We start from the raw sequence: 11,864 nt of genomic DNA on the forward strand, positions 1-11,864 counted from the left end.
TCGCGCTCCTAGCGGGGCGGCAGCAGTTCGTCCAGGTAGCGGAGCAGCATGTTGCGCCATGTGGGCCAGTCGTGGTGCCAGTCTTCGCCCCAGTCGTCCACCCGGTTCGGCACGCCCTTCCCGCCCAGCCGCGACGCCATGCGCCACGATTCGTCGATGTCCTCGGCGCGCCCGCGTCCTGACGCGAAGAGGGCGAACCGTTCCCGCAGCCGGTCGAGCGTCTCACCCGTGAGATCCGGCAGGTAGTGCAGAGGGGACGCGTGGTAGAAGTCTTCCGTGATCCCCGCCCGAATCCCGGTCTCGTGCTTCAGGAACCGCTCCAGGTCGTAGGTCCCGCTCATGCAGAGCGCGTGCGAGAAGGCGTCCGGGAAGCGGCACAGCATGGCCAGCGCGTGGAAGGCCCCGATGGAGGATCCCGCCGCCATCACGTCGATCGACGGGTCGTTGCAGTCGTCCTGGATCCAGGGGACGAACTCGTAGCCGACGAAATCCTGGAATCGGTTGAGCACGCGCATGCGGTGCTCGGGCGTCCCCTCCTGGCCGAGCATGGCGCGTCCGGCCACGCTGTCGCACGAATAGACCTTGAGACGACCGTCCGTGAGGTAGTCCGCCACCGTGTCGATGACGAGGAAGCGCTCGATCTCCTCCGCGTCGCCGGCGGCGGTGGGGAACATGAGGAGGGGGACGCCGACCTCGCCCCAGCGGACGACGTCGACTTCCTGCTCGAGACGGTCCGACCACCAGCTGGCGATGAGTTTCATGACGCGAGGATGGGTACGCTGCCGGGCGGCTCTTCCCGCCGGGCCGCCTGGATGCGGTTGAAGAGGAGATCTGTAAACTCGTCGATCTCGTGATCCGGGTACAGCGACGACACCTTCACGTGGACCGCGTCGCGGGCCGCCTCGCTGCCGAAGAACTCGTCGGCCACCTCGTCGAGCTGGCCGAGGTGCGTCTCGCAGAAATCCACGAAGCGGTCGGTCTCCAGGCGCGCCTCGGCGATTTCGCCGCAGACCCGCATCCTCTCCTCCGGCGTCATCCCGGCGCGGCACGCGTCGAAGAACGGTTGCCAGTCAAGGTTGATGCGCATTCGCCTCCGGGTCGCCGCGCAGAAGATGGACCAGCGGATATTCGCCTTGATGAGCCACGGAAAATGATAGTGGAGCGACGTGACCTGGGAATCCGGGCACGGGTTCGCGAAGTCGATCGGTATCCACCGCCCGCCGCTGCGGAGGGCTTCGCAGGAGTTGAAGTCCCACCCGAAGAAGGCGTTGATCGTGAGCGTCATGTCGCGGATCTCGCGGGCGTCGCTCGCGCCGAGAAAATCCCGCTCGAGGGTGTACCGGTCGTGCTGCGGGGCGCCGGGGTCGTAGAGAACGGCGCGCGTCTGTGGTCCCAGCCCGACGCAGCGGACGAAGCGGTCGTACGCTTCCACGCCCCGCTGCAGGTGCATGACGAACTTGCCGCTCTCGTCGTAGGCGGCCTGCAGCGCCTCGTCGTCCTCGATCCGCGAGACCCCGCGCCAGCCCCCGCCGTCGTAGGGCTTCATGAAGACGGGATATCCGAGATCGCGCGCCACTTCCCGGAGATCGAACAGCCGCGCGTAGCGCCGAAGGGTGACGGCCAGGTCGTCTTTCGGCTCGTACGACTTGGGCGGGATCAGCCAGGTCCGCGGCACCGGGAGACCCAGCCGCATCATGGCGCAGTAGGTGGAGTGCTTCTCCATCGACTGGACGCTCCACGGGTTGTTGAACACGTAGAGGTCGTCCATGACGACGCACTTCTTGATCCACTCGCGCGTCGGGAAGTACCAGCGCGTGAGGCGGTCGATGACGAGGTCGTATCTCACCGGCTTCTGAATGTCGAAAGGCTCGATCGTGACGTCCTCGACCTGGAACCGGAGGGTGCCATCCGGGGAGGGAATCCGGAGGTCCAGCCGCCGGAGGATCTCGCGATAGGCGATGGGCCAGCAGAGGTCCGCCCCGAGGGAGAGCCCGATGCGGCGCGTGACTTCGGGCGCCGGGGTGGCGGCTCGAGGGGGGGTCATTCGTACACCAACCACAACGGGCCCGGGAAGAGCCACGTGAGCCCCTCGCGGAGCCGGTCGCGCCAGTTCTCCCAGTTGTGGCCATCGCGCGACTCGACGAAACGAACGTCGACGCCGACGCGCCGGAGGACGGGGATGAGCGCGCGGTTCTCGGAGGCCAGCGGCTCGTACACGCCGACGGAGACGAACGCCTTTTCGGCGACAGGGGTCGGCGCGTCCCGGTACCCGTTCATCATGTCGACCATCCGGTCGAAGACGGGGCCGCCCTCATTGCCGCCGATGTCCGTGAAGAGGAACGAGCCCGACTGGAGCAGCAGCCGGCCGAAGCGGTCGGGGTAGCGGAGCGCGACGTGGAAGGAGGCGACCGCCCCCAGACTGGCGCCCATGAGGCCGCGCGAATCGGGCTCGGGGAGGAGCGGGTAGTCGCGCTCGAGTCGCGGCAGCAACTCCTCGACGACGAACCGGGCGTGGGCCGGATCCGCCGAGTATTCCGACATCCGGTCGCCCGGGTGCAGCAGCGCGACGATCAGGCGCGGAAGCTCGAAGCGCCCGATGAGCTGGTCGAGCACCGGCCGCAGGCTGGCGTACTCGAGGTAGTCGGCCCCGTCGTGCACGATGAGCAGCGGGTAGCGACGCGTGGGGCGGAAGTCCGCCGGCCGGTACACGGTCACATGCCGGGCGGAGTCGAACGCCTCGCTCTCGACCACGAGTTCGTCCATGACGCCGGCGGGCGCTTCGCCGGTCTCGCGGGCCCAATCGGGGATCTCGTAGCCGCGCGCCTGAACGACGGAGTTCGCGCCGAACGGATCGCGCGCACGGAGGGGGTTCAGGGGGTCCTCGATCCATTCGGCGCGGCCGCGGGCGAGCACTTCGATCTTGTACTCCACGCGGGAACTGTCCGGCAGTTCGAGCGTGTAGCACCAGAGATCGGTCCCCTCCAGACGGCGGAACGGGGCCGAAGTGTGGAGCCCGTGCACCCAGTGCCGGAGCCGTACGGCGTCGGCCTCCCCTCGATAGACGAAGGTATAGAGAGGCGGTTCCGCGAGCGGGAACTCGTGGGCTTCCAGGAAGGCATCCACGGCGCGGGGATCGGATGCGAGCCGCGCCTCCAGGGCCGCGATCGAGGCGGAGCGCGGCATGGACGCGTCGTGCCCGCGCGGCCGGGGGCTGGCGTCGAATCGCATCGCTCGGGCTACGCCGCCGCGAGGAAACGGACCCGGCGGCCCGTCGGGTCGAGCCGTTCGACTCCGCCTTCCCCGCTCCAGCCCTCGGCGGCCAGATCGATCCGGTGTCCCGGGTCGAGGAGGACGCAGGAGGCCGGGGCAAATCGGGCCGCGAGCCGCGCACCCAGCGCTCGGTCGTCGAGCGCGAGACGCGCGGAGGCGTGGGGCAGCGCCACGATGTCCTCGGCCAGTCCGAGCCCCGCATCGAAGACCTCGGGGTGCCCCGCGCCCCACGGCGGCCGGTCGTGGAAGAGCACGATGCGCGGGGTGAGCACCATCGCCCCGGCCGAGCGGGCGATCACGGCGCGTCCCTGGAGGAGCTCCCGTCCCCCGAACAGGCGGAGGCGGCTGAGCAGGTTCGCGACGTGTCCGCCCTCGATCACGACCGCCTCCGTCCCCTCCAGTCGCGCGTCGACTTCCCGCCGCTGCGATCGCACCGCGTCGCGCTCAGCGGACTTCATGCGCCGCTCGAACTCCGACCGGATCTCGGCGACCCGGTCCAGGTGCCGGGCGTCGAGCCGCCGGATGGCCTCCAGGGCCTCGTCCCGTTCCGCCCGAAGAACGGATTCGTCTCCACGCAACTCGGCCAGCCCCCGGTGTGCCCCGACGAGGCCATCGAGTCGCAGGTTGTAGGCGCGACGCAGGGCCTTGAGCCGACCCTGGGTGGCCCGGTGCGCCCGGGCGAATTCCGGGTCCGCCTCCGCCACCCGGTCCGAGCGCCGGTACAGTTCGAGATCGACGACGCGGTCGGCGAGGCGGGGATCGATGAAGCCCTCGTTCGCTTCGCGGTCCCGCCACCCGGCGGTGACGGCCGCAATCCTCGAACCGCGCGATATCACGCCCGAGGCTTCCAGTTCCGCGACCACCCCCGGGAGGGTGAGGCCCCCGCCGCGCGGCCCGATGAGGACGACCGGATTCATGCGGCGCGAACCCTGACCCAGCGCCCCACCGAATCCAGCATCCCGCGCAGTTCGTCGTAGTCGGGATGCCGCAGACGCAACCACGCGTTCGCCATATAGCCCGCCTCCACCGGCTGGGTCGGCGTGCCCGGGGACGGCAGGTGCACGTCGATGATCCACTCTCCGAACCGCGATTCCACCTTCTCCAGACCCTCGTACCCCGTGATCCGGCCATCGCGCTCCGGACGCAGCGTGACGATGCCCGCGGAGTAGCGGCGGGTCGCCTCCTGCGCCGTGCGCCCGTGCACGATGCAGGCGGCCCATTCCCGGTACAGGTCCATCTCGTTGGCGGCGGCGTACAGATCCCACGCCCGGACGCCGGGAGGGCGGCAGCCGATCTCGGAGAACTTGAGCCCTTTCTCCCCGAAGAACCACTCCATGTGGGTCGCCGAGGTCCCGATCTCGAGCGCGTCGATGACCTTCTTCCCGAGCTCCCGAACCTCGGCATAGGGGGCGGCGGCATCGATCCGGTTCGTCGTGATGAACTGCGGCGAGACCTCCCGCGTCCGCATCGCCTCGAGCACGTTCGGGTAGTAGTGGGTCATGAAATCGTGCACGATCACGCCGCCGATCGAGAGCGTGTCGTAGAACGCCTCGTGCCCCTCGACGAACTCCTCGACCGCGACTTCGGCGCCGTGACCCACCCCGAGGCGGGGGAGGAGCGCGGCGAGTTCGGCTTCGCTGTCGACGCGATAGGTCCCGGAAGCGCCCGCCCCGGCGCGCGGCTTGACGATGAGCGGATAGCCGACGCGGCTCCCGAAGCGCAGGATCTCGTCCGCATCGCCCCCGCCCATCGACTGCGCGGTCGCGACGCCCGCCTCGCGCAGCGCCTCCTTCATGGCCGGCTTGTCGCGGCACAGATGCGCGGTCTTCACGGAGGTGCCGGCCAGCCCCGCCGCCTCCCGGACGCGGGCCACGGGCAGGATGTGCGCCTCCACGGTGGCCTCGAGGCGGTCCACGAGCCGGCGGCGATGGATCTCGTACAGCGCCCGGGAGAGGGCGGACTCGTCGCACACCGAACCCACCTGCTCGTAGCAGGTGAGCCACCGGGGCAGGTCGGGGCCGAGTGCATCGAGCGGGGCTTCACCGACCGCCGACACCTCCGCGCCGACCTCGTGAAGACCGCGGACGAAGTCCTTCTGATTCCCGGGAAACCGGGGTTCGACGAATACGACGTGCATCGTTCTCTCAGACGGGTTTTGCGAGAGGCGCCGTGAAGCTTCACTTTGTCGGCCCGGCATTGTACAGTCCTTCCTCTCAAGCGCCAGCCCGGCGGTCCGTACCCGGTCCGTACCTGTCCGAAACCCTGGAAGTTCCATGCGCAACGTCGCATTCGTCGCCCCGTTCTATCTCCCTGCCACGCTTCGGTTTCTGGAAGCGGCGGCGGGACTCGAGAACGTGCGTCTGGGGGTCGTGACGCAGGAGCCGATCGAGAAGATGCCCCCGGCGCTACGGCGGCGCATCGCTGCTACGGCGCGGGTCGAGGACGCGCTGTCGGCGGAGGGGATCCACGCCGGGCTCGGACAGCTCTCCGCGGAATTCGGGGGGATCGACCGGCTGCTGGGCGCGCTCGAGGATCTCCAGGTGCCGCTCGGCGAGCTGCGCGACGCGCTCGGACTCCCCGGGATGGGCGCCGCGGCGGCACACAATTTCCGCGACAAGTCGCGGATGAAGGACGTGCTGCGCGCGCACGGCCTGCCCTGCGCCCGGCACGCGCTCGTCCGCGACCAAGCCGAGGCGGCGGCGTTCTCCGCCGAGCAGGGGTTCCCGCTCATCGTGAAGCCCCCGGCCGGCTCCGGCGCCCGCGGCACCTTCCGGGTCGAGACGCCCGAGGAACTGCGCGCCGCCGTCGCAATGTCCGCGCCGAGCCCGGATCGACCCACCCTCATCGAGGAGTTCGTGGTCGGCGAGGAACACTCGTTCGATGCCGTGTCGATCGGCGGCCGCCTCGTGTGGCACTCGATCAACCACTACCTCCCCTCGCCGCTCGAGGTGCTGCGCGAGCCGTGGATCCAGTGGTGCGTCCTCCTCCCGCGCGAGGTGGACTCCCCGCGCTACGAGGAGATCCGCCACGTCGCGGGACCCGCGCTCGACGCGCTGGGGATGGAGACGGGCCTCAGCCACATGGAATGGTTCCGGCGCCCCGACGGGACGGTCGCCATCTCGGAGGTCGGCGCCCGCCCGCCCGGTGCGCAGTTCGTCACGCTGATCTCCCACGCGCACGAGTTCGACCTCTATCGGGCCTGGGCGCGCCTGCTGGTGTTCGACGACTTCGATCCTCAGGCCCGGCCCTACGCGGCGGGCGCGGCGTATCTCCGGGGACAGGGACACGGAAGGGTCCGGCGGGTGGCGGGACTCGAGGAGATCGCGAGCGAACTGGGGCCGCTATGCGTCGAGTGGCGGCTGCCGCGGCCGGGACAGGCCCGGAGCGCCTCCTACGAGGGAGAAGGTTACATCATCGTGCGTCACCCTCGCACCGAAATGGTCGAGGAGGCGCTGGGACGGATCATTACCCGCGTGCGGGTGGAGCTACAGCCATGAACGTACTCATGATTTCGCCGGGGTATCCGGCCGAGATGCAGTATTTCACGCGCGGCCTCGCCGAGGTGGGCGCGACCGTGATCGGGCTCGGGGACCAGCCGGGGTCCGCGCTGCCGGAGATCGCCCGGGCGAGCGTGTCGACGCATGTGCAGGTGCGGTCGCTTGCCGACGAGGCCGACGTAATCCGGCAGGTGGCCGCGTTCGCGGCCAGGACCCGCGTCGACCGCGTGGAGTGCCTGTGGGAGCCCTACATGATCCTCGCCGCGCGCCTGCGCGAGATGCTGGGCGTCCCCGGGCCGACGGTCGAGCAGACGCTCCCCTTCCGCGACAAGGAGATCATGAAGGACGTGCTCGACGCGGCCGGAATCCGGACGCCGCGCCACGGGCGAGCCTCGAGCGTCGCGGAGTGCCGCGAGGTCGCCGACGGGGTCGGCTTCCCGCTCATCGTGAAGCCCGTGGCGGGGGCGGGATCGGCCGACACCTACAGGGTCGATTCCGCGCGCGACCTCGAGCGCGTGCTCCCCGCCCTGCGCCACGTGCCCCAGGTCACGGTGGAGGAATTCATCGAGGGCGAGGACATGACCTTCGACACCGTCACCGTGGGCGGCGTCGTGGCCCACTACAACATGTGCCGCTACTGGCCGCGGGCGCTCGAGTCGAAGACCCACGAGTGGCTGAGCCCCGTCACCTACGCGCTGCGCGATGTGGAGGCCGACGACCTCGCCCCCGGCCGCGAGATGGGCTTCGCCGTGCTCGACGCGCTCGGCTTCGACACCGGCTACACACACATGGAGTGGTACCGGACCGCGGACGGCGAAGCCGTGTTCGGGGAGATCGGCGCCCGGCCGCCGGGGGTGCGGACCGTCGACCTGATCAATTTCGCGAGCGACATCGACACGTACCGCGGGTGGGCGGAAGGCGTGGTCCACGCGAGGTGGTCGCAGCCCGTGGAGCGGAAGTACAACGCGTGCTGGATCGTGAAGCGTGCGCGCGGCCAGGGCCGGATCGAACGCATCGAGGGGCTGGGACCCCTGCTGCAGGAGTACGGCCACCGGGTGTGCAGCCTGGACCTCCTCCCGATCGGCGCGCCCCGCCGCAACTGGAAGGCGACGCTCGTCTCCGACGGGATGATCTTCCTCCGACACCCCGACCTGGAGACGCTGGAGGCGATCGCCGCGGAGTTCTCGACCCGACTCCAGCTCTACGCCGCCTGACCTACGGCCGTCGTCTCAGTCAAAGGCATCGTCGCCGTCGTCCTGGTGTCTCCCCGGTGCAGAGTTCACCATAATCCACTCCATGCGGCAGGGGCGTCTTGTCCCGAGGCCGTACGAGATTCGGTGACAGGGGACGGACCGAGAGCCTCGGGGGGCGAATATGGCGGGCAGGCCAGCGAGATGGGCCCGGCGGCGGGACGGGCGGCGGTGGGCGCCGATGGCTGCGCTTGCCACGCTGGGGCTCCTCTCCTGCGCCGACGATCCCGCTGGACCCGCGCCACCGCCTGCGCTGCCGACGTCCGTCGACCCGGACCGGGCGGCGCTGGTGGCGCTCTACGAGGCGACTGACGGGCCGAACTGGGTCAACAGCGAGAACTGGCTCACCGACGCGCCGCTGGGAGAGTGGTACGGGGTGGACACCGACCGTTCCGGGCGTGTGCGGCGGCTTGATCTGTCCGGCCGGGGGGATGGCATAAGACGGCCATGGGTATCGCACGGCCTCTCGGGCCCGATCCCCTCGCAACTCGGCATTCTCACGAACCTGACGGACCTGCGACTCTTCGCCAACAATCTCACGGGCCCGATCCCGGCGGAACTCGGCGGCCTCGCCAACCTGGCGTCGCTGTACCTCTGGGGGAACGAACTCACCGGCCCCATCCCGCAGGGCTTCGTGCAACTCGACCAGCTCGACGACCTCTATCTCGGACGGAGCAGGGTTTGTGTGCCCGGCACGTCCGCTTTCGCGGAGTGGCTGGAAGGCATCGAGAACCACGATGCCGACGCGGCGTCCTCCTGCAACGCAACCGACGTGGCCGCACTCGAGTCGCTCTACGAAGCGACTGGCGGCGCCGGCTGGACCCAGTCCGGCGGCTGGCTGGGCGAAGATGCCGTGGCCGCTTGGTATGGCGTCACGGCCGATTCCCTCGGCCGGGTGACGGAACTCGATCTTGCCCGCAACGCATTGACCGGCCGATTGCCCGCGCAACTGGGGGAACTGTCGCGCATGACCATATTGCGCATCGGCGGCAACGTCCTCGCGGGCCGGCTGCCACGGACACTGGCGCGACTCTCGCTGCGGGAACTCCACTACGCAGACACTGGATTGTGCGCCCCGGCGGAGGCGGCATTCCAGGCGTGGATGAGCGGCATTCCGTCGCACGAGGGGACGGGCGTCCAGTGCGAGCCGCTCTCGGACCGCAAGAGCCTTGAGATACTGTACGAAGCGGCGGGAGGGCCGACGTGGGGCAATAGCGAAAACTGGTTAACGGACGCGCCTCTGGGGGATTGGTACGGGGTGGAGGTCGATGGCGAGGGCCGCGTGGTGCGGCTGGCGCTTCACTCAAACAACCTCAGGGGGCCCATCCCGCCCGAACTCGGCGACCTCACCCACCTTGCGGGGCTGAACCTCGCAGAAAACGACCTCTCGGGCCCGATCCCCTCGGAATTCAGCGGCCTCACCAACCTGACGGGGCTTAACCTCGCGGAGAACGGCTTGTCGGGCGAGATCCCCCCGGAACTCGGCGGCCTCGCCGACCTGACAACGCTGGACCTCGGGCGAAACGCTCTCACGGGCGCGATACCGCCCGAACTCGGCGACCTCTCCAGGCTTGAGTTGCTGGCGCTCGGCGAGAACGAACTCGAAGGCCCGATCCCCGCCGAACTCGGCAACATCTCCGGCCTGAAGCGACTGGAACTGTGGGGCAACAACCTGACGGGAACCATCCCGCCCGCACTCGGGAGTCTCTCCAACCTGACGTGGCTGGAGTTGCATGGTAACGATCTGAGCGGTCCGATCCCCCCCGAACTCGGCAATCTCTCCAGCCTTACCGAGCTTCTCCTGCAGGACAACGGCCTTACGGGGCCGATCCCGCGCGAACTCGGCCGCCTCGCCAGCGTCGAGCGGATCCTCCTGTGGGGGAACGCCCTGACGGGCGCGATCCCGCCGGGACTCGGCTACGTCGCCACCCTGAAGGTCCTGTCCCTGCGCGACAATGCCCTTTCCGGAGCGATCCCCGCCGAACTCGGCAACCTCTCCTCGCTGACGTTTTTGGACCTCCGCCGCAACGAGCTGACGGGCCTGCTCCCGCGACAGCTCGGCGACCTTTCGATGCTGGAGCACCTGGTCGTCGACGACAACAAGCTGATGGGCCCCGTGCCCCGCGAGTTTGGCGGCATGGCGAGCCTGCAGGAGATGTCCCTCTCGAACAACCGGTCCATGGCGGGGCCGTTTCCAATCGAGATGGCGGCGCTTCACCGACTCGACGTGCTCCTGACCGCGGGTACGCGCCTGTGCGCGCCGTCAGACCCCGGGTTCCAGGCGTGGCTGGCCGGGATTTACAAGCGCCGGATCGCCCCCTGCGTCGAGGGAGACCTGCCGGCCGCGTACCTGACCCAGGCGGTGCAGTCACGTGACTTCCCCGTCCCGCTGGTGGCGGGCAGGAAAGCGCTGTTGCGTGTGTTCCCGACGGCGAGCCGGACCACCAGCCAAGGGATTCCGGCGGTCCGGGCCCGGTTCTACCGGGACGGCACGGAGACGCATGTGGAGGACATTCCGCGCCGGTCCGAGCCCATCCCGACCACGGTGGACGAGAGCGATCTCTCGAAGTCCGCCAACGCCGAGATTCCGGGCCATGTCGTTCAGCCGGGGCTCGAGATAGTGATCGAAGTCGACCCGGACGGGACACTGGATCCGAGCCTGGGGGTTGCAACGCGGATCCCGGACACAGGGCGGCTGCCGGTAGAGGTCCGGGCCGTGCCGCTGTTCGACCTGACGCTGATCCCCTTCATCTGGAGCGAGACGCAGGATTCGTCGATCGTGGACCTCGTCAGGGAGATGGCAGCGGACCCCGAGAACCACGAAATGTTCGGGGACGCGCGCGCGCTGCTGCCGATCGGCGATCTGGCGGTCACGGCGCACGAGCCCGTGCTGACCTCAACCAACAGCGCGCGCGCTCTACTCAACCAGACCGCCGTCATTCGGGCCCTGGAAGGCGGGACCGGCCACTACAAGGGAATGATGGTGCGCCCCTTGCTGGGACCCGTGAGGGGAGTGGCCAAGCTCCCCGGGCGGTCGACTTTCTCCCTACCGGCCCCGGATGTCATAGCTCACGAACTCGGTCACAACCTGAATCTCCGCCACGCGCCGTGCGGTTTAGCCGGCGGCCCCGACCCTTCGTTCCCCTACGCCAACGGATCGACCGGGACCTGGGGGTACGACTTCCGCGACGGCGGCCGGTTGGTGCAGCCCTCCACACCGGACTTGATGTCGTATTGCGGGCCGCCCGACGGGATCAGCGACTACCACTTCGCCAACGCGCTCCGCTTCCGTCTGAGCGAAGCGGACAGCGTGGGGCTCCCTGATCGCGCTCAGCGGACGAATGCGCTCCTCCTTTGGGGCGGTGTGGGCGCGGACAGCGTGCCGTTCCTCGAACCGGCCTTCCTGGTCGATGCACCGCCGAACTTGCCACGCTCGGACGGTGTGTACGTGCTTTCCGGAAACTCCGCCGCCGGCGACGAGCTGTTCTCTTTCGGATTCGGCATGCCCGAGGTGGCCGACGGCGACGGCAGTTCCGGGTTCGCCTTCGTACTCCCCGCGCGACCGGGGTGGGAGCGCGACCTGGCGAGCATCACGCTTTCGGGACCCGGAGGATCGGTCACGCTCGATGGGGAGACCGACCGGCCGGCGGCGATCCTCCGCGACCCGCGAACGGGGATAGTGCGCGGCATCCTGCACGATCTGCCGCCAACGGCAGCGAACCGGGCGGCCGCGGTCGCCGCCGCCTTGCCCAACCCGGGCCTCGAGGTGCTGTTCAGCCGCGGGATACCGGACGGCGAGGCGTGGCGGCGCTAATCGAGCCGTATTCGTCGCTTACCTTTCACAGCT

8 protein-coding genes are annotated in these 11,864 nt (G+C 69.3%); 3 read left to right on the forward strand and 5 right to left on the reverse strand.

Annotated elements, in window-relative coordinates; translation table 11 throughout:
* Positions 1 to 8 precede the first annotated feature (8 nt).
* From ACPXY0_RS08285 to ACPXY0_RS08305, 5 genes are read right to left on the reverse strand one after another with little or no spacing between them, the layout of a single operon-like run.
* Positions 9 to 761, reverse strand: a complete 753-nt coding sequence (locus ACPXY0_RS08285) for an esterase family protein (protein WP_423930157.1) — start codon at positions 759 to 761, stop codon at positions 9 to 11.
* Positions 758 to 2,044, reverse strand: a complete 1,287-nt coding sequence (locus tag ACPXY0_RS08290) for an ATP-grasp domain-containing protein (protein ID WP_423930159.1) — start codon at positions 2,042 to 2,044, stop codon at positions 758 to 760. Before ACPXY0_RS08290 ends, ACPXY0_RS08285 begins: the two co-directional genes overlap by 4 nt.
* Positions 2,041 to 3,183, reverse strand: a complete 1,143-nt coding sequence (locus tag ACPXY0_RS08295; RefSeq protein WP_423930161.1) for an alpha/beta hydrolase — start codon at positions 3,181 to 3,183, stop codon at positions 2,041 to 2,043. Before ACPXY0_RS08295 ends, ACPXY0_RS08290 begins: the two co-directional genes overlap by 4 nt.
* A gap of 53 nt (positions 3,184 to 3,236) precedes the next feature.
* Positions 3,237 to 4,187 carry a Type 1 glutamine amidotransferase-like domain-containing protein gene (locus tag ACPXY0_RS08300; RefSeq protein ID WP_423930163.1) on the reverse strand — a complete coding sequence of 317 codons (951 nt, stop codon included), beginning with the start codon at positions 4,185 to 4,187 and terminating at the stop codon, positions 3,237 to 3,239.
* Positions 4,184 to 5,407 carry an ATP-grasp domain-containing protein gene (locus tag ACPXY0_RS08305; RefSeq protein WP_423930165.1) on the reverse strand — a complete coding sequence of 408 codons (1,224 nt, stop codon included), beginning with the start codon at positions 5,405 to 5,407 and terminating at the stop codon, positions 4,184 to 4,186. Before ACPXY0_RS08305 ends, ACPXY0_RS08300 begins: the two co-directional genes overlap by 4 nt.
* Before the next feature lie 136 nt (positions 5,408 to 5,543).
* On the opposite strand from ACPXY0_RS08305, the gene ACPXY0_RS08310 reads away from it, so the two are divergent.
* The 3 genes from ACPXY0_RS08310 (at position 5,544) to ACPXY0_RS08320 (ending at position 11,831) form a co-directional block, all read left to right on the forward strand.
* Positions 5,544 to 6,767 carry an ATP-grasp domain-containing protein gene (locus ACPXY0_RS08310; protein ID WP_423930167.1) on the forward strand — a complete coding sequence of 408 codons (1,224 nt, stop codon included), beginning with the start codon at positions 5,544 to 5,546 and terminating at the stop codon, positions 6,765 to 6,767.
* Positions 6,764 to 7,981, forward strand: a complete 1,218-nt coding sequence (locus tag ACPXY0_RS08315; RefSeq protein WP_423930169.1) for an ATP-grasp domain-containing protein — start codon at positions 6,764 to 6,766, stop codon at positions 7,979 to 7,981. The genes ACPXY0_RS08310 and ACPXY0_RS08315 overlap by 4 nt, the downstream gene beginning before the upstream one ends.
* A 217-nt stretch (positions 7,982 to 8,198) precedes the next feature.
* Positions 8,199 to 11,831 carry a leucine-rich repeat domain-containing protein gene (locus ACPXY0_RS08320; protein ID WP_423930171.1) on the forward strand — a complete coding sequence of 1,211 codons (3,633 nt, stop codon included), beginning with the start codon at positions 8,199 to 8,201 and terminating at the stop codon, positions 11,829 to 11,831.
* Positions 11,832 to 11,864 lie beyond the last annotated feature (33 nt).

Origin of the sequence: Candidatus Palauibacter sp., assembly GCF_965237495.1 — a bacterium.
Taxonomy (GTDB): domain Bacteria; phylum Gemmatimonadota; class Gemmatimonadetes; order Palauibacterales; family Palauibacteraceae; genus Palauibacter.

Coding starts and splice junctions, on each gene's coding strand:
- ACPXY0_RS08285 (WP_423930157.1), bottom strand. CDS start 761: ATGAAACTCATCGCCAGCTGGTGGTCGGACCGTCTCGAGCAGGAAGTC.
- ACPXY0_RS08290 (WP_423930159.1), bottom strand. CDS start 2,044: ATGACCCCCCCTCGAGCCGCCACCCCGGCGCCCGAAGTCACGCGCCGC.
- ACPXY0_RS08295 (WP_423930161.1), bottom strand. CDS start 3,183: ATGCCGCGCTCCGCCTCGATCGCGGCCCTGGAGGCGCGGCTCGCATCC.
- ACPXY0_RS08300 (WP_423930163.1), bottom strand. CDS start 4,187: ATGAATCCGGTCGTCCTCATCGGGCCGCGCGGCGGGGGCCTCACCCTC.
- ACPXY0_RS08305 (WP_423930165.1), bottom strand. CDS start 5,407: ATGCACGTCGTATTCGTCGAACCCCGGTTTCCCGGGAATCAGAAGGAC.
- ACPXY0_RS08310 (WP_423930167.1), top strand. CDS start 5,544: ATGCGCAACGTCGCATTCGTCGCCCCGTTCTATCTCCCTGCCACGCTT.
- ACPXY0_RS08315 (WP_423930169.1), top strand. CDS start 6,764: ATGAACGTACTCATGATTTCGCCGGGGTATCCGGCCGAGATGCAGTAT.
- ACPXY0_RS08320 (WP_423930171.1), top strand. CDS start 8,199: ATGGCTGCGCTTGCCACGCTGGGGCTCCTCTCCTGCGCCGACGATCCC.